16 protein-coding genes are annotated in these 17,541 nt (G+C 41.5%); 5 read left to right on the top strand and 11 right to left on the bottom strand.

Going from position 1 to position 17,541, the window contains the following annotated elements:
• Positions 1-43: 43 nt before the first annotated feature.
• On the bottom strand, positions 44-1,411 hold the full coding sequence (locus I3259_RS12855) for an MATE family efflux transporter (RefSeq protein ID WP_238029988.1): 1,368 nt from the start codon (positions 1,409-1,411) through the stop codon (positions 44-46).
• A gap of 209 nt (positions 1,412-1,620) precedes the next feature.
• Here I3259_RS12855 and I3259_RS12850 point away from each other — a divergent pair, with 209 nt between their 5' ends.
• Both I3259_RS12850 and groL read left to right on the top strand, forming a co-directional pair.
• Positions 1,621-1,911, top strand: coding sequence for a co-chaperone GroES (locus I3259_RS12850; protein ID WP_005372610.1), 291 nt, complete (start codon positions 1,621-1,623; stop codon positions 1,909-1,911).
• 41 nt (positions 1,912-1,952) lie between these two features.
• Positions 1,953-3,596 carry a chaperonin GroEL gene (gene groL / locus I3259_RS12845; RefSeq protein WP_105061388.1) on the top strand — a complete coding sequence of 548 codons (1,644 nt, stop codon included), beginning with the start codon at positions 1,953-1,955 and terminating at the stop codon, positions 3,594-3,596.
• Between the two features lie 887 nt (positions 3,597-4,483).
• On the opposite strand, the gene I3259_RS12840 is transcribed toward groL, so the two are convergent.
• From I3259_RS12840 to epmB, 3 genes are all read right to left on the bottom strand, one after another.
• Positions 4,484-4,942 carry a molecular chaperone GroEL gene (locus tag I3259_RS12840; RefSeq protein ID WP_238029987.1) on the bottom strand — a complete coding sequence of 153 codons (459 nt, stop codon included), beginning with the start codon at positions 4,940-4,942 and terminating at the stop codon, positions 4,484-4,486.
• Positions 4,943-5,376: 434 nt separating this feature from the next.
• Positions 5,377-6,279, bottom strand: coding sequence for a 30S ribosomal protein S6--L-glutamate ligase (gene rimK, locus I3259_RS12835; protein ID WP_045137470.1), 903 nt, complete (start codon positions 6,277-6,279; stop codon positions 5,377-5,379).
• A 438-nt stretch (positions 6,280-6,717) separates the two neighbouring features.
• The gene (gene epmB, locus I3259_RS12830) at positions 6,718-7,740 is read right to left on the bottom strand and encodes an EF-P beta-lysylation protein EpmB (RefSeq protein WP_238029986.1); all 1,023 of its coding nucleotides are present in this window, start codon (positions 7,738-7,740) and stop codon (positions 6,718-6,720) included.
• Positions 7,741-7,773: 33 nt separating this feature from the next.
• On the opposite strand from epmB, the gene efp reads away from it, so the two are divergent.
• A complete protein-coding gene (gene efp / locus I3259_RS12825) occupies positions 7,774-8,340 on the top strand; it encodes an elongation factor P (RefSeq protein WP_006647659.1) in 567 nt (188 codons plus the stop codon).
• A gap of 178 nt (positions 8,341-8,518) precedes the next feature.
• On the opposite strand, the gene frdD is transcribed toward efp, so the two are convergent.
• Genes frdD through frdA form a run of 4 tightly spaced genes read right to left on the bottom strand, consistent with a single transcriptional unit; the run spans position 8,519 to position 11,841 of the window.
• Positions 8,519-8,881, bottom strand: coding sequence for a fumarate reductase subunit FrdD (gene frdD / locus I3259_RS12820; RefSeq protein ID WP_005372597.1), 363 nt, complete (start codon positions 8,879-8,881; stop codon positions 8,519-8,521).
• A 10-nt stretch (positions 8,882-8,891) separates the two neighbouring features.
• Positions 8,892-9,275, bottom strand: coding sequence for a fumarate reductase subunit FrdC (frdC, locus tag I3259_RS12815; RefSeq protein ID WP_045084711.1), 384 nt, complete (start codon positions 9,273-9,275; stop codon positions 8,892-8,894).
• Between the two features lie 2 nt (positions 9,276-9,277).
• Positions 9,278-10,018, bottom strand: coding sequence for a succinate dehydrogenase/fumarate reductase iron-sulfur subunit (locus I3259_RS12810; protein WP_238029985.1), 741 nt, complete (start codon positions 10,016-10,018; stop codon positions 9,278-9,280).
• On the bottom strand, positions 10,018-11,841 hold the full coding sequence (frdA, locus tag I3259_RS12805) for a fumarate reductase (quinol) flavoprotein subunit (protein WP_238029984.1): 1,824 nt from the start codon (positions 11,839-11,841) through the stop codon (positions 10,018-10,020). The genes I3259_RS12810 and frdA overlap by 1 nt, the downstream gene beginning before the upstream one ends.
• Before the next feature lie 531 nt (positions 11,842-12,372).
• Between frdA and epmA the strand changes: the two genes are divergently transcribed.
• Positions 12,373-13,341 (top strand): elongation factor P--(R)-beta-lysine ligase, encoded by a 969-nt coding sequence (gene epmA, locus I3259_RS12800; protein WP_238029983.1) that lies wholly within the window; start codon positions 12,373-12,375, stop codon positions 13,339-13,341.
• A gap of 277 nt (positions 13,342-13,618) precedes the next feature.
• Here the strand turns inward: epmA and I3259_RS12795 are convergent, their stop codons facing one another.
• The 3 genes from I3259_RS12795 to rsgA all read right to left on the bottom strand — a co-directional run bounded on the left by I3259_RS12795 (position 13,619) and on the right by rsgA (position 16,747).
• On the bottom strand, positions 13,619-14,335 hold the full coding sequence (locus I3259_RS12795; RefSeq protein WP_238029982.1) for a carbonic anhydrase family protein: 717 nt from the start codon (positions 14,333-14,335) through the stop codon (positions 13,619-13,621).
• Positions 14,336-14,629: 294 nt separating this feature from the next.
• Complete coding sequence (gene asd / locus I3259_RS12790; RefSeq protein ID WP_238029981.1) at positions 14,630-15,496, bottom strand: archaetidylserine decarboxylase; 867 nt, start codon at positions 15,494-15,496, stop codon at positions 14,630-14,632.
• 198 nt (positions 15,497-15,694) lie between these two features.
• Positions 15,695-16,747 (bottom strand): small ribosomal subunit biogenesis GTPase RsgA, encoded by a 1,053-nt coding sequence (gene rsgA, locus I3259_RS12785; RefSeq protein WP_238029980.1) that lies wholly within the window; start codon positions 16,745-16,747, stop codon positions 15,695-15,697.
• Positions 16,748-16,819: 72 nt separating this feature from the next.
• Between rsgA and orn the strand changes: the two genes are divergently transcribed.
• Positions 16,820-17,365 (top strand): oligoribonuclease, encoded by a 546-nt coding sequence (orn, locus tag I3259_RS12780; protein WP_238029979.1) that lies wholly within the window; start codon positions 16,820-16,822, stop codon positions 17,363-17,365.
• Positions 17,366-17,541 lie beyond the last annotated feature (176 nt).

Below are 17,541 nucleotides of genomic sequence, written 5' to 3'. Positions count from 1 at the left end.
AAGGCAGCGTAAGCTGCCTTTTTTGCATTCACACTATTCATATTTATTTGAGTGTAACCGTTAAAGATACCGTCGTTTTTCGTAATCGCTGAGCATATAAATAAGCACAAATCCCCCCCATAACATTGGCAATAGAAATACCAATAAATAGTCCTTCTGTACCATAGTACAAACTCCCTACCCAAGCGCTTGGTAGAAGAAAGCCAAATAAACGCAATAGATTCCAAATAAGTGCATTGACGGTTTTATGTAATGCATTGAGCGCGCTAATGAGCAGCATACATACTGCTTGTAAACCATAACTAGCCGGTACGACTAATAAATAATGCCAAAGTTGATGTTGTACCGTTGCATCACGAGAAAACAGTGAAGCTAATGGCACACTGAGTGGCACCATGGCGATAAAAATCAACAGTTGGAATAAAATTGCAAAATGCATGGCCGTAAAAAGCGCTTCAAATGCGCGTTCAGGTTTATTGGCGCCAAGGTTTTGCGCCATAAACGGCATTAATGCAGAGCCTAATGCCATCATTCCTATCACCAAAATTGACTCAATGCGTATTGCAGCACCAAAAGCCGCAACCGATGCAGTGCCTTGTGTGGCAAGTAATGACATTAATAAAGCGCTCGATAATGGATTGAGTGCGTTAGATAGTCCAGCAGGTGCGCCAATATGTAATATTTGTTGCCAATCTGATTTTAATTTTCGAAATACTGGTGTTGTGAGCAATTTTTCTCGGCGATGAAGTAAATACAGAGAAGCAGTTAATGCCACAGCCCAACTGATCCCACTAGAAATTGCTGCGCCTTTTACACCTAATTCTGGAAAAGGGCCGTACCCAAAGATCAATAAAGGATCGAGGATACCGTTAATTAAACCCGCCATGATCATAATTTTAGCTGGGCTTTTAGCGTCGCCTGTTGCGCGTATTGCACTGTTGCCCGTCATTGGGATCACCAACAAGGGGATCGAGATGTACCACACTGTCATATATTCATGGATGATTGGCAGTAAATCGGCACTGGCGCCCATTAAGGAAAAGAGTGGATCGATTGTTAGCCAACCAACGGTTGAGCCTAACACCATTAAAATAACGGCAAGCAATAAACCATGCGTGGTGAGCCTTGCTGCACTTTTGGTATCACCACTTCCAAGTAAACGTCCAATGCTGGTGGAGATCCCAACACTCATTCCCATGGTGATACAGTTCAGACCAAAGGTAACGGGAAACGTAAAACTGACTGCGGCTAATGCATTGGTGCCAAGTAGTGAGATAAAAAATGTATCAACCAGATTAAACATTAAAATAGCAATCATACCGAATACCATTGGTACAGCTAAACGGCGTAATGCATCTGGGATCGGATCGGATAATAAGCCGTATTTATCAGGCTTGTTGTTGGTTTCCATGGCGGTCTCATTGTAAGGATGCTTGCATACCCTAATGCAAAGAATGTGATCGGGCAAAAGTTCTCAAATAAATAATGAAAAAAAATCGGTCTAAACCTTGGGTTCTCTCTAATTAGACCCAACATGATTAGATAATAGAAAAGTCGCCAAACATCAGTTTGTGTGTACATTCATGTATGGAAATTACCAATTATCAGGAGAGACGACCGATGAATATTCGTCCTTTACACGACCGTGTTATCGTTGAGCGCCAAGAAGTTGAATCTAAGTCTGCTGGCGGCATTGTATTAACAGGTTCTGCGGCTGAAAAATCAACACGCGGCAAAGTACTTGCAGTAGGCAAAGGTCGTATTTTAGAAAACGGTTCTGTTCAGCCACTTGACGTTAAAGTTGGCGACACTGTTATCTTTGCTGAAGGCTACGGCACTAAGACTGAAAAGATCGATGGCAAAGAAGTTCTAATCATGTCTGAAAATGACATCATGGCAATCGTTGAATAATCCGATCACATCGAATTAAAAATTAAGAAAGGAAACGCAAGATGGCTGCTAAAGACGTTAAATTTGGTAACGACGCACGAATTAAAATGCTAGAAGGTGTCAACATTCTAGCTGATGCAGTAAAAGTAACATTAGGTCCTAAAGGCCGTAACGTTGTACTAGACAAATCATTTGGTGCACCAACTATCACTAAAGATGGTGTTTCTGTTGCGCGTGAAATTGAACTGGAAGATAAATTCCAGAACATGGGCGCACAAATGGTGAAAGAAGTTGCATCACAAGCTAACGATGCGGCGGGTGACGGCACAACAACAGCAACAGTACTTGCACAAGCGATCATCGCTGAAGGTCTAAAAGCAGTTGCTGCGGGTATGAACCCTATGGATCTTAAGCGCGGTATCGACAAAGCGGTTATTGCTGCGGTTGAAGAGCTAAAAGCGCTATCTGTTCCATGTGCTGATACAAAAGCTATTGCACAAGTAGGTACGATTTCTGCGAACTCTGATGCAACTGTGGGTAACCTAATTGCTGAAGCGATGGAAAAAGTAGGCCGTGATGGCGTTATCACAGTTGAAGAAGGCCAAGCACTTCAAGACGAACTAGACGTTGTTGAAGGTATGCAGTTTGACCGTGGCTACCTATCTCCATACTTCATCAACAACCAAGAAGCGGGCTCTGTTGATTTAGAAAGCCCATTCATCCTATTGGTTGATAAGAAAGTATCAAATATCCGCGAACTTCTTCCTGCATTAGAAGGCGTTGCTAAAGCATCTCGTCCTCTACTTATCATCGCAGAAGACGTTGAAGGTGAAGCGCTAGCAACATTAGTTGTGAACAATATGCGTGGCATCGTGAAAGTGGCTGCTGTTAAAGCGCCAGGTTTCGGTGACCGTCGTAAAGCAATGCTTCAAGATATCGCAGTACTAACAGCTGGTACCGTGATTTCTGAAGAGATCGGTCTTGAGCTAGAAAAAGTTCAGCTAGAAGATCTTGGTCAAGCTAAGCGTGTAACTATCACTAAAGAAAACACAACAATCATCGACGGTTCTGGTGAAGAAGCGATGATTCAAGGTCGTGTTGCACAAATTCGTCAACAAATTGAAGATGCAACATCTGACTACGACAAAGAAAAACTTCAAGAGCGTGTGGCTAAACTTGCTGGCGGCGTAGCGGTTATTAAAGTTGGCGCAGCAACTGAAGTTGAAATGAAAGAGAAGAAAGACCGCGTAGAAGATGCACTACACGCAACTCGCGCAGCGGTTGAAGAAGGCGTTGTTGCAGGTGGTGGTGTTGCACTTATCCGCGCAGCATCTAAAGTTGCAGGCCTTACTGGCGACAACGAAGAGCAAAACGTGGGTATCCGTGTAGCACTTCGTGCAATGGAAGCTCCTATCCGTCAAATCACGAAGAACGCAGGTGATGAAGAATCTGTTGTTGCTAATAACGTACGTGCAGGTGAAGCGAACTACGGTTATAACGCAGCAACTGGCGAGTACGGTGATATGATTGAAATGGGTATCCTAGACCCAACAAAAGTAACTCGTTCAGCACTTCAGTTCGCAGCATCTGTTGCTGGTCTTATGATCACGACAGAAGCAATGATTACTGACAAAGCGACTGATACTCCTGCAATGCCTGATATGGGCGGCATGGGTGGTATGGGTGGCATGGGCGGTATGATGTAACCCATTCATAACAGTAGAGATTTGTCTCTTTGTAATTTGAAAAGCCGAGCGTGATGCTCGGCTTTTTTATTGTCTGATAAATATAGAACCAAGATAAGTAATATTGTTTTTATTGTCGGACATAGTTTATCGGGAATATTCCTTAAAAAGCTGCACAAAAATAAAGTTATTTTAAAACAATGACTTATATGTGTATCGCGATGTGCTAGCTTACAACCCTAAAAGTGTACACCTATTTGCTGTTATTGTGCTGTGAAGGTGTTCGTTTTGTCTGGCCATCCTTTCTAATACACTTAAGATAAAAATAAGTCACGGTTGTTATAATCAAGATGTAATCAGCAAAAAATAATGTACAGCATTATTTTTAAAAATCACCAATAACTATCCTTTAAATCATATTCATTAAAAATATTATATTAGTTTGTTTTTTATTAAATGCTGTTTTTATATTTATATTATATTCGAACTTAAATAAGCTACTTAATTAGTGTTAAATTTTTAGATCATGTTTTTTGTGTAATAACATTAGAAATGTGTTCGATAAGTATTGGTTTAATAACACTTAATCAAATTATCAACCTTGACGTGGTCGATAAGTATGATTTTCCCAGCATAGCGCCTACCACGAACTATTGCTCACTCAGAAAAAAGCTACAAAAGCTGTACGTTGTTTTTATTGTTTTATTTCAATGACTTATGCATAATTTGGGCGGCGCTATAAATGCGGGTAAACTTGATCATAAAAAAGCTGTAATTTTCATTTTTAGCTGTACGGTTTGGTTTGGGGAGGAGATTTTGATGTCTGATAGGGCTGGAAACGATGGTATTTAGTTATAAAAACGCCCCTGTATTGACAGAGGCGTAGTGAATATCAAAAAGGGAGTCTATTAGCTCTCGCTAGGTAGGTTATCCTGATTTAATGAGACCCACGCAGCCATAAAGCAAACAATGAAGGACTGGATGAAACCACGTAAATCGATATCACCTTGAACTAATACATCATCGGCGTTAGTTTCCATGTTAAAAGAAACGGCACGATCCTTTATGCTGAAGAATACACGACCAACCAGTACTAAGTTCTCACCATTATCGTCTGGGTTGTAAACCATACCTGCGCCAATTTGATCGTGTTCAGTGATAGGTAAGGCGCTAAACGCTAACTTCTCAGCTCCTTCAAAGCCAAAGCCTGCGTAATGCTTACTTGGATCTTCTTGTTGTAATAGCTGAGAAAGCATCTCTGTATAAGTCTCTAGGGCTTCTTCTGGTACATCTTTAGTATTTACCTGTCCCATGTCAAAAGGCTTTTCATCTTCAATCATAGCAACGTTATAGGTAAAGTCTGTCATTGTTAATCCTTTGATTTTTAATATCATCATCATTATATAACGTACTACGTTAACGTAATTTTGAACTGTCTGATAGTGTTAATCTCATCAGTGATTAGTGGATGTTTTAACGATCACATTTATAGAGATGTGATGATATATTGTTCCAAATTTTGTTTTTGTCAGTGAAGAAGTAAGCTGTTACTTACTAACTATATTAATAATAAAGAAGTCATAAAGAACTCGGTGGTATTAAAGCTTTAGTTTGTTGAGGAAAAAGCTTAAAAAGCTGTACGGAATTAATTTGTTTATAATCAATAGGTTAGATTGGTTGTTTGAGCTTTTTACTTGCGGGTGATTTTGTTCTGCTTTTTGCTGTATTTTAAGTATAAAGCTGATCTTTATTTAAGTTCATAGTTGCCGTTGTTATGTCTTATAACAACGGCGAGTTCAACTTATTGATTTAATTGAAATCTTTTGCTCTTGTTGGCATTTTTTTCAATATATTCGATGATCATACCAGCAATATCTTTACCAGTTGCGGCTTCAATGCCTTCAAGGCCTGGTGATGAATTGACTTCCATGATTAATGGACCACGGTTAGAACGCAGTAAATCTACACCTGCCACGCTTAATCCCATTGCTTTCGCGGCTGCAATCGCCGTTTTACGCTCTTCTGGTGTAATACGGATCAGTGATGCACTCCCACCACGGTGTAGGTTTGAGCGGAACTCACCTTCAGCTGCTTGGCGCTTCATTGACGCAATGACTTTATCGCCAATAACAAAACAACGGATGTCTGCACCACCGGCTTCTTTAATATATTCCTGAACCATAATATTGGCTTTTAGGCCCATAAAAGCCTCAATCACACTCTCTGCTGCTTTTTGAGTTTCAGCTAATACTACGCCAATCCCTTGAGTACCTTCTAATAACTTAATAACTAAAGGTGCACCACCGACCATTTTGATTAAATCAGGCACGTCATCTGGTTTACTCGCAAAGCCAGTAACAGGCATACCAACACCTTTACGGCTTAATAACTGTAATGAACGTAGTTTGTCGCGTGAACGGGAAATAGCAATGGATTGATTGACGGGGAAGACACCCATCATTTCAAACTGACGTAACACAGAGCAGCCATAAAAGGTAATGTCTGAGCCAATACGCGGAATAATGGCATCAAAACCTGTTAAATCATTACCCTCAAAGTGAATTGAAGGCTGCACGGAGTTGATGTTCATATAACAACGCAGTGCATTAATAATCACAGCTTCATGTCCTCGTTGCTCACAAGCTTCAACAAGGCGACGGGTGGAGTATAGGTTAGCGTTTTGCGACAAAATGCCAATTTTCATTGCGTTACTCGCGACAAATAAGAGGAGATAGTCAGCAGCGTTAAGTTTGGCGAACTTGTTAAATATATGCTGCTGTATGAATCGCGACTATGCGCTTAAAACAATAAAAAATCGATAGCCTTAAAGATGATTTTTTTTGATTGTTTTAGATAAATTTATTTATCGAATAAGTAAAAGTAACATGATGTTCTTTTTAATGTAATCATAAAGAATATCATGTTACTAATGCTTGGTGGTTATTTTGCTGGAAAAGCTGTACATGTCATTTTAAATCTTAATAATCAATATATTATATAAGGGTTACCGTATTACTTTAAGTTGTTATATTTTGCGTTCAGCTTTTTGGTGTTTCTTGGTTGAAAAGGTGTCTGTTTTCTAGTGGGTATAAAAAAAAGACGATAAAATCGTCTTTTTTTATGTTGCTGTTGGCTTTATGGTCTATTCCAGCTGTAAGTCCAGCGGCGTTTTACTTGCTCGTCCACCGATTTCTCTGGTGAGTTTAGGGACTAAATACCCTGAGACTTGAGTGATTAACCCGGCCATTAATTGACGTGCCGTTTCATCATCTACCATAAAATGGGCTGCGCCTTGCACACGGTCTAAAACGTGGAGGTAATAAGGCTGAATGCCTGCATCAAATAATGCTTCGCTGAGGTCTGTTAATGTTTTTACAGAGTCATTAACGCCTTTTAAGAGCACTCCTTGATTAAGAAGAGTGACATTGGCTTGTTTTAGCTTTTGCATTGCAGTGGTTAGCGCATCATCGATTTCGTTAGCATGATTAATATGGGTAACCAAAATCGTTTGTAAGCGTGTCTCTGACAGTATTTGACACAAATCATCGGTAATACGGTTAGGGATCACCACGGGTAGCCTGCTGTGGATGCGTAGGCGCTTGATATGAGGTATTGCTGCAATATGCTCTATCAGCCATTGGAGTTCATGATCTTTAGCCATTAAAGGGTCGCCACCAGATAAAATCACTTCATTAATTTCTGGGTGGGTGGCGATGTACTCAAGGCTCTGCTGCCACTGGTGTTTATTTCCTTTATTGTCGCTATACGGAAAATGACGACGGAAACAATAACGGCAGTTCACCGCACAGCCACCTTTGACTATCAGCAATACTCGATTGTGGTATTTATGCAGCAACCCTGGAATATCATTCTGCTGCTCTTCTAGGGGATCGACAGAATAACCTTGGTGAACTTCGAATTCTTGCTTTAAGGGCAATATTTGACGTAAAAGTGGGTCATGTGGGTTGCCGATTTCCATTTTATCAACAAAGCTCAATGGAACACGTAGCGCAAACAGCTTCCTTGCGGCAAGGCCATTTTCCCATGGTGTGGGATCAATTTTGAGCAATTTGAGTAGCTGAAAGGGATCAGATATCGCATTCGATAGATCATTCAGCCAGTTTTGCTCAACAGATGGCACGTTTAGGGGTATGATATGCGACATTAAATACAACTCGAAGATGTTAAGAGGATTAGAATGGCGTCTTTCAGCACCAATGAATTCCGCGGCGGAATGAAAATTATGCTAGATAATGAACCATGTGTCATTATCGAAAATGAATTTGTTAAGCCTGGTAAAGGTCAAGCGTTCAACCGCGTACGAATCCGTAAACTTATTTCTGGTAAAGTTTTAGAGAAGACTTTTAAATCAGGTGAAACAGTTGAAGCTGCGGACGTAATCGATACTGATCTTGATTACCTATACAATGATGGTGAATTCTACCACTTCATGAACAACGAAACGTTTGAGCAAATTGCTGCTGACGTTAAAGCTGTTGGTGATAATGCTAAGTGGTTAGTTGAAAACGATCCTTGTACATTAACGCTTTGGAACGGTAACCCTATTGTTGTAACACCACAGAACTTTGTTGAGTTAGAAGTAACGGAAACAGATCCTGGTCTTAAAGGTGATACACAAGGTACTGGCGGTAAGCCTGCAACACTAAGTACTGGTGCTGTTGTTCGCGTACCTCTATTTATCGCTATCGGCGAAGTGATCAAAGTTGATACTCGCTCTGGTGAATACGTAAGCCGCGTTAAGTAATTAATCGGTTTATAAGATCGTTATATCATTAACGGTGAAAAGGTCGCGTAAGCGGCCTTTTTTGTTTCTATTTTTTGATATTGATGGAATAAAGGTCAAATAAGAAACTGTCGCTATCATAAGATTTAGATAATAAAAAAGCACCGCTTGCGGTGCTTTTTGTGTTTTTGTATACAGCTTAAATCATGAATACAAAAATAATGGATAGTGCGGTGATCAAAAACGCAAATGCGTAACAAACAATCTTACCGACTACACCTGCATGGATTTTTAAATCATGCATACCGTGATGTAAACGGTGCATCGCATGCCACATTGGAAGTGATAGCGTTGCAATAACAAATAGCGCACCAATAAAGCTTGTTGCGAAATCTGCTGCGCGATCGTAAGTCATTGCTTCTGGGCTAATAATGCCAAGAGGAACAAGAATACCGAGTACTAAAATCGTAACCGGTGTGATCATTGCAAACCAAGTACCGCCAGCACCGAACAGACTCCACCATACTGGCTCGTCAGAACGTTTAGGATGTAAATTAACCACGACGGACTCCTTAAACTATCGCAAGAACAAACAAGGTAATAACAGCAACAATTGCCCACTGAGCAAGAATGATAATTTTCTTATCAAGTAACTTGCCTTTAATACGAATTGGCACAACTTGCGGCATCATATTGAAGTAGGTGAAGGCGTGGAACAAGCTACCTGCTAGAGCAAGAATATTTAAAATAATCACAATAGGGTTAGCCATGAAATCTAACCAGCCTTGCCATGCTTCAGGTCCTTTTACTAGGCTACCTAAACCAAAGGTTAAGCAGATAGTAAAAAAGATCAAAGGTAGTACTGTAGCTTCGCGGATCATGTAGAAGCGATAGAAAGAGCTGTCTTTCCACCATGTACGCTTCATCTCACGAACGTAAGGTTTACGGTTGCTCATCCTTATGCCTCCATTGGTTTGATCATTGCAATAACGAAATCTTTAGAAGATTCCACTTTGCCTTGGTTAACAGCCGCAGCGGGATCAACATGCTTAGGACAGACTTCAGAACAGTAACCTACGAATGTACAACCCCAAGCACCGTTTTCACCATTAATAAGCTCCATACGCTCATGTTGACCGTTATCACGACTATCAAGGTTGTAACGGTGAGCAAGGGTTAGCGCAGCAGGACCAATAAACTCAGGGTTTAAACCAAATTGAGGACACGCTGCATAACACAAACCACAGTTAATACAGCCTGCAAATTGCTTGTATTTCGCCATTTGCTCAGGCGTTTGCAGGTTAGTACCGTCTTCCGGTGTACGATCGTTACCAATGATGTATGGCTTAATCGCTTCAAGACGCTCAATGAATGGCGTCATATCAACAATTAAGTCTTTCTCAATCGCGAAGTTCGCTAATGGCTCAATTTTTACACCGTTAGGGTAGTCACGTAAGAAGCTCTTACAAGCGAGCTTTGGCACACCGTTTACCATCATGCCGCAAGAGCCACAGATAGCCATACGACAAGACCAACGGTAAGACAGATCTTTATCTAGGTGATCTTTAATGTAACCAAGTGCATCAAGAACAGACATGGTTTCATTGAAAGGTACTTCGAATTTCTCAAGGTACGGTTCTGCGTCTTTTGCTGGGTCATAACGCAGAATTTCAACCAGTTGAATGCGATTTGCTGACATTATGCCTGTTCCTCTTGTTGCTCAGTTACTGCTGGTGCTTCAGCGGCGTCTTTTGCTGCTGCTTCATCGGCTGCTGCACCGTATAGACGTGCTTTTGGCTGCGACTTAGTGATAGTGACGTTGCTGTAATCGATGATTGGCGCATCGCCATTGTTGTAGAACGCTAAGGTGTGTTTTAGGTAGTTAACATCATCACGTTCAGTACAACCATCATCAAGGCGTTGGTGTGCACCACGAGACTCTTTACGATTGATCGCAGAATGCGCCATTGCTTCAGCCACTTCTAGGCCGTAACCCACTTCGATTGCGTATAGCAGATCAGTGTTAAATACTTTGCCTTTATCCTTGATAGAGATGTGCTTGTAGCGATCTTTTAGCTCAGCAAGTTTATCAATCGTTGCTTGCATCAAATCTTCTTGGCGGTAGATACCACAACCCGCTTCCATGGTATGACCCATTTCTGTACGGATATCAGCCCAGTTCTCATCGCCTTCTTGTGCCATTAGGGCATCGATACGCGCTTGAACAGCATCAATTTGTGCATTGATAGAAGCGTCGTCCCAGCCTTTAAATTCAGCGGCATGTTTCACGGCGTTTTCACCCGCAACACGACCAAATACTACGAACTCAGCGAGTGAGTTAGAACCTAGACGGTTAGCACCGTGAAGACCAACAGAAGCACATTCGCCCACTGCAAATAGACCTTTAATGCGTGTTTCACAATGTGCGTCAGTTTCAATACCACCCATGGTGTAGTGCACCGTTGGGCGAATTGGAATTGGCTCTTTTGCAGGATCAACGTTGACGTAAGCTTTTGCCAGCTCACAGATAAACGGTAGACGCTCATGCAAGTACTCTTCACCTAGGTGGCGAAGATCAAGGTGTACCACATCACCTAGAGGGTGCTTGATGGTGTTGCCTTTTTGTTGTTCATGCCAGAAAGCCTGTGACACTTTGTCACGAGGACCTAATTCCATGTATTTGTTCTTTGGTTGGCCGACTGGTGTTTCAGGGCCCATACCGTAGTCTTGTAGGTAACGGTAACCGTTTTTGTTAACGATGATACCGCCTTCACCACGACAACCTTCCGTCATCAAGATGCCTGTACCTGGAAGACCTGTTGGGTGGTATTGCACAAATTCCATATCACGTAGGGGAATACCGTGACGGTAAGCCATCGCCATACCATCGCCCGTTACGATACCGCCGTTAGTGTTACAGTGGTAAACACGACCAGCGCCACCTGTTGCTAGGATCACTGATTTTGCTTTAATGCAGATCAGTTCACCTTCTGACATGTGAATTGCAATTAGGCCTTGTACTTCACCTTCTTCAACTAACAGATCAACCACGAAGTATTCATCAAAACGTTTAATTTGAGAGTACTTAATAGATGTTTGGAATAGAGTGTGTAGCATGTGGAAGCCGGTTTTATCTGCGGCAAACCATGTACGTTCTACTTTCATCCCACCAAAACGACGAACGTTCACTTCACCGTTTTCTTTACGGCTCCATGGGCATCCCCATTGCTCCATTTGGATCATTTCGCGTGTGGCGTTTTCTACGAAATACTCAACAACGTCCTGTTCACATAACCAGTCACCACCGCCAACGGTATCGTTAAAGTGGTTATCTAAGCTATCTTCGTCCTTGATTACGGCAGCAGAGCCACCTTCAGCCGCAACAGTGTGCGAGCGCATTGGATACACTTTTGAGATCAGTGCTATTTCTAGTTCTGGGTTAGCTTCTGCAGCAGCGATGGCAGAACGTAGGCCTGCACCACCTGCGCCGATTACAGCGATATCTGTGGTAATAGTCTTCACAGCTATCCTCCGAAGGTAAGACGGTAAAAATTGAAAAGATGCGCATGGCGCATCTATCCTTGAAATCCTGAGCGCATTCTATGAAACCTTGTGATTAGATAAATTGATTTAGACGCAGGTTTTTACCGAAATAGTCAAAAAATGTAAGAAGATTACAAATGCTGTGATATTTGTCACATTCGGTCATGTTTTTAAATTGTTATCTCTTTGTATTTATTGGTTTTTATGTTTATTAAATGTTAATGGGTGTGGGGCGGATATTTTGTTTGTTGTCAGTGTTGTTTTCTAACCTGATGATAGACAAGATAAATGAAGCGATGGTTTAGCGAAAAGATGGTGGGTGTTGAAAGCTAATGCTCTGATATTAAGTTTTCACTAGAGATAAAAAGAGAAATGTTTTTTTTCATAACTTATTCACATCTCTATCGGAAATAGAGACTTTGTTGTGATCTCTTGTTTGAATCTGCGACGTTTATTGTTGAGCTCTGATAAAATATGCGCATTACTCAATTTCATCAAAGAAGAAAGTTTATGTCTACTTGGCAACCTACGGCATCTATCGAGCAACTAAAAAAACGCGCTCATTTGTTAGCGGTTATTCGTCAGTTTTTCGCCGCTCGTGAGGTGATGGAAGTGGATACTCCCGCCATGAGTCAAGCGACAGTGACAGATGTTCACCTACATACGTTTCAAACCGAGTTTGTTGGGCCTGGGTATGCTGATGGGCAAACATTATTTTTAATGACTAGCCCTGAATTTCATATGAAACGCTTACTTTCAGCGGGAAGTGGTGCGATTTATCAGATCTGTAAATCTTTTCGTAATGAAGAATCAGGTCGATACCATAACCCCGAATTCACCATGTTAGAGTGGTACCGCCCTAACTTTGATCACCATTTGTTGATGGATGAAATGGATGATTTACTGCAGTTAGTTTTAGGTTGTGACGCGGCTGAGAAGATGACGTATCAACAAGCCTTTATTAACCAACTTGGTGTGTGTCCTTTAACAGGTACAATGACTGAACTTAAAGCGGCAGCTGCAACCCTTGGGCTATCTGATATTGCCGAACCTGAAAACGATCGCGATACCTTATTACAGTTGCTATTTAGCATTGGCGTTGAAGGTAAAATTGGTCAGCATATGCCAGCTTTTGTTTATGACTTTCCTGCCTCGCAAGCGGCATTAGCGCAAATTAACCCAACGGATCCTCGTGTAGCAGAGCGCTTTGAGGTGTATTTTAAAGGCATTGAATTGGCGAATGGCTTTCATGAGTTAGCGAATGGTGATGAGCAATTACAACGTTTTGAGCAAGATAATCAAAAGCGTTTAGAGATGGGATTAAAGTCTCAACCGATTGATATGAATTTGGTTAACGCATTACGTGCTGGTTTCCCTGACTGTGCGGGTGTCGCCCTAGGTATTGACCGTTTGATCATGTTGGCATTAGGACTTGATCACATTGAAAAAGTGACGGCCTTTCCGATTGATCGAGCATAATCGACAATATTTTTGAGACGTTACGTTTGTTATAAGCGTAAAAAGCACGGTAATTATCATTATTACCGTGCTTTTTTATTACGTAAGATAAATTTAACTGATACGTCCAAGATGCAGATAAACATCAAAAGAGGACAGTATCAGGGCGACCGCAAATTTACCCAAAACAGCTTAAATTCATTTAGATAGTCAGCAAGTAGGATTTCAAGGCGTCTTATCTTTAATAATGTAATATAGATAATTCACACTTTAAATGCAAATAATTCTCATTATATGCTTATTCAACGATAATTCGAGCATTAATGGGCTGTACTGGTCGGTTGTTGTCACCCATAATTTGGTGTAATTGCTCGGTTTGATCTTTTGAGCTGTATTGTGGTGTTTCTAACACAAACCAGCGCACGCCTTCAGTACATGGTGGTGTCGTTAGTGAGCCATTGAATTGATAGTATTCGCGTTCACGAGGGAGAAGGTTATCTGGACTTAGATCATCGGTGAAATCGATAGTCTTCCCTTTAGTTGGGATCTGTTTGAGTAAGGTACTTAGAGCGCTATTAGCACGTAACCCGTTTTCAAACATGACTGCAACAACAGCAATATTGCCTTTATCATCGACATTCACAAAATGCGCTTCTAACGGGTATTGCTTACCGTCGATATAGTTTTCAGATGGCGTATGGAAATGAAATTGCTTTAGAGTATATGTATCACCATCCACAATCAGCTTATTATCGCCACTGACATGGGCTTCGATCGTATGACCGTTATTGGTGATATCAGTGATTTTTCCGTTGTATTCAATATTCAATGGAGCAAGGTTAGCTTTGAGTGCTGAAGTAATATTTATCGGGCTTTGGTTTTTACCTAACCCACACGTTGGGTAGCTGTCAGACCAGTGTTCAGTGCTATTGCCATATCCCCAGTCAGCGGCTTGTGCTGTTAAAGATACCCCTGCAAGTAGGGACAAAAGCAGTATAGATGCTTTTTTTATCATGTGAGACCTTCTTATTTATCGCATTGTAAAGGGATAGTACGTGTTTATGCTTATTGGAGTAGATCAATATAAAACAACTATTCTTTAAAGGTATGATATTAAGACGGATTGGAGCGAAAGGAAAATTAGAATGTCTTTCGTTCGTGTTTAAAATTTTAGAATGTAGAAAATATCATACTCTTGAATGTAACAACCGAGATGAGGTTGCAATTCACCATTATGACAAAAGTTGTGCTAGCTATATTTGAGGTTAGAAAAAAGGGCAGAGAAAGCCCTTTTTTCTTTTTTTGACCGTTACTGTGTGATCTGCTCTGCGTAAGGCTGTCCCATACGTGTTGTTTGTAGCGGCTTCATTTCTTCTACAAAACGTATCGCATCTTTAGGGAATAAGTTGATCACTGTTGAACCAAGCTTAAAGCGCCCCATTTCTTCACCTTTTTTCAGGCTAATTGCTTCAGTTCCAGTCGCTGGGTAATCCCAACGACGGACTTCAGGTCCAGTTGGTGGTGTTACTGTACCCGCCCAGGTGGTTTCGATACTGCCCACAATCGTTGCGCCAACCAGTACTTGCGCTAATGGACCAAACTCGGTATCAAAGATACACACAACACGCTCGTTACGTGCAAATAGGTTAGGGACATTTGCTGCGGTTAGTGGATTAACAGAGAAAAGATCGCCTGGTACGTAAATCATTTGGCGTAGAGTACCGTCACATGGCATGTGTACGCGGTGGTAATCGCTTGGTGATAGGTATAGGGTTGCGAAGTCACCACCGATGAATTCATCAGCGAGAGATTTATCGCCACCTAATAGTTCACAAGCATCAAAGTAGTGACCTTTTGCCTGAAATAGGCGGCCTTCTTTGATTGGACCGAGTTGACTTACACAAGCATCCGCTGGATGGCTAATGATACGCGCATCGTCATTAATTGGACGTGCGCCATCTTTTAATTCTCGGACAAAGAAAGCGTTAAACGTAGGGTAAGCCGTAGGATCGGGATTACGTGCTTCTGCCATATCAACATTGTATTGTTTGATGAACCAACGAATGATCGCTGTGGTGACTTTGCCGCCTTCAAATGAAGCCAGTTTGCCAACTAAACGTGTTAGCGCATGCTTTGGCGTACAATATTGCAGGCCGATTTTTATTTTATCTAGCACAATTAATCTTCCGAAAAATACCACTTAATCAACAGTCTAGCTGCTTCTGTTACAGACAGAGAACAACCCGAACCGGCAATGATACCTAACTCTTAGGGGAAAGTCAGTTTATCTGCATGAGAGGTTAAGGGTTTGAGAGTAGAATCAAAAATGGAGAGCTTCCCTAAGAGAGTATAGGCACCCTCTTAGGGGAGGGGATCAGTCAGGCTTGTTGCGAGAAAATTGGCGGTTAGCAATATTTTCCGACATGCTTTCAATTATCTTATGGTAGCTATTGAAACGGTCTTGGCTTATTTCACCTTTTTCAACGGCTTCACGCAAAATACAGCCTGGATCGTTTTTGTGTTTACAGTCGCGGAATTTACATCCACCAAGGTAATCACGAAATTCCACAAAAGCTTCTGTTACTTGTTCTGACTCTAAGTGCCATAAGCCAAATTCACGCACTCCTGGTGAATCAATCAAATCACCACCTTGCTCAAAGTGGTATAAACGTGCGGCTGTCGTGGTATGCTGACCTAACCCTGAGTTACTTGAAACATCACCGATATCCGCTTCAACTTCAGGCATTAACGCATTAACCATACTTGATTTCCCGACACCCGATTGGCCTGCAAAAATACTGGTATGATCTTTTAAGTCTTGCTTTAAACCATCTAAGCCTTCACCTGTATCGGTACTAACAAGGCGTACGTGGTAACCAATCTTCTCGTATTGTGCGAGTTTTTGTTCAACACCTTTACGCTCGTCCGCGCTCAATAAATCAACTTTATTTACAACAATAAGCGGCTTTATGCCGATAGTTTCTGCGGCAATAATATAGCGGTCGATTATGTTAAGTGATAACTCTGGTAAAATAGCAGAAACGATAACAATACGGTCAACGTTGGCTGCAACTGCTTTTACGCCATCATAATAATCAGGACGAGTCAGCATTGATTGGCGCTCATGCACCGCTTCAACCACGCCGGCAATACCTTGTAAGGTTTCAACACCGGGACGCCAAACGACACGATCGCCAGAGACGAGACTTTGAATGCTGCGACGTAAGTTACAGCGATGAATTATGCCTGTTTCGGGATCTTCGACATCAGCATGTTGACCGAAACGAGTGATCACCAACCCTTCTCGCGCATTTTCTAATAATGACTCATCCCATTGGACGTCATTTTTTTCGCGAGTTAGGCGTTTATTTTGGTTTGAGCGGACGCGTCGGCTCTGACCTTTAGTTAGCTTTTTCTTTTTTGCCACAAGAATATCATTCAATTTGGTTAGCTTTCGGTATTATCATACATGGTTTAGTCACAAAATAGGCAATATCGAATGACAATCAGCGACAAGAATCTCATTTGGATCGATCTGGAAATGACAGGATTAGATCCAGAAACCCATAAAATCATTGAAATAGCGACAATTGTTACTGATCCTCAACTTAATATTTTAGCGGAAGGCCCTGTACTTGCGATCCATCAGCCAGAAGCTGAGTTGGATAAAATGGACGATTGGTGCACAAATACGCACACAAATAGTGGTTTAGTTGAGCGTATTCGTAAAAGTACCGTGACAGAGCAACAAGCGGTGGCACAAACAATTGCATTTTTAGAGCTGTGGGTTCCTAAAGGAGCTTCACCTATTTGTGGTAACAGTATTGGTCAGGATCGTCGTTTCCTATACAAGCACATGCCTGAGCTTGAGCAATACTTCCATTACCGTTATTTAGATGTCAGTACCCTAAAAGAATTAACGCGCCGTTGGAAACCTGAGTTATTAGATGGTCTTAATAAAAAGGGCAGCCACTTAGCACTTGATGATATTCGCGACTCAATTGATGAATTACGCTACTATCGAGAGAATATATTCACAATTTGATGTTTAAATCAGCACTTAAAAAACTTTCTTCGTTTTTTTTTGCAGAAGCCTTGCATCAGTCAATTTTAGTCGTATAATGCGCAGCCTCGAAAGGAGATAACGTGTTTGTTTCCTTTCGATAAAAATCGGACGCGGGGTGGAGCAGCTTGGTAGCTCGTCGGGCTCATAACCCGAAG

The sequence above is a fragment of the Photobacterium sp. Ph5 genome (assembly GCF_022129445.1).
Taxonomy (GTDB): Bacteria; Pseudomonadota; Gammaproteobacteria; order Enterobacterales; family Vibrionaceae; genus Photobacterium.
The sequence above is the reverse complement of the archived record's forward strand: the minus strand, read 5'-3'. Positions and strand labels throughout refer to the sequence as shown.

Coding starts and splice junctions, on each gene's coding strand:
- efp (WP_006647659.1), top strand. CDS start 7,774: ATGGCGTCTTTCAGCACCAATGAATTCCGCGGCGGAATGAAAATTATG.
- I3259_RS12840 (WP_238029987.1), bottom strand. CDS start 4,942: ATGACAGACTTTACCTATAACGTTGCTATGATTGAAGATGAAAAGCCT.
- I3259_RS12810 (WP_238029985.1), bottom strand. CDS start 10,018: ATGTCAGCAAATCGCATTCAACTGGTTGAAATTCTGCGTTATGACCCA.
- frdC (WP_045084711.1), bottom strand. CDS start 9,275: ATGAGCAACCGTAAACCTTACGTTCGTGAGATGAAGCGTACATGGTGG.
- I3259_RS12795 (WP_238029982.1), bottom strand. CDS start 14,335: ATGATAAAAAAAGCATCTATACTGCTTTTGTCCCTACTTGCAGGGGTA.
- epmA (WP_238029983.1), top strand. CDS start 12,373: ATGTCTACTTGGCAACCTACGGCATCTATCGAGCAACTAAAAAAACGC.
- I3259_RS12850 (WP_005372610.1), top strand. CDS start 1,621: ATGAATATTCGTCCTTTACACGACCGTGTTATCGTTGAGCGCCAAGAA.
- epmB (WP_238029986.1), bottom strand. CDS start 7,740: ATGTCGCATATCATACCCCTAAACGTGCCATCTGTTGAGCAAAACTGG.
- rimK (WP_045137470.1), bottom strand. CDS start 6,279: ATGAAAATTGGCATTTTGTCGCAAAACGCTAACCTATACTCCACCCGT.
- groL (WP_105061388.1), top strand. CDS start 1,953: ATGGCTGCTAAAGACGTTAAATTTGGTAACGACGCACGAATTAAAATG.
- orn (WP_238029979.1), top strand. CDS start 16,820: ATGACAATCAGCGACAAGAATCTCATTTGGATCGATCTGGAAATGACA.
- I3259_RS12855 (WP_238029988.1), bottom strand. CDS start 1,411: ATGGAAACCAACAACAAGCCTGATAAATACGGCTTATTATCCGATCCG.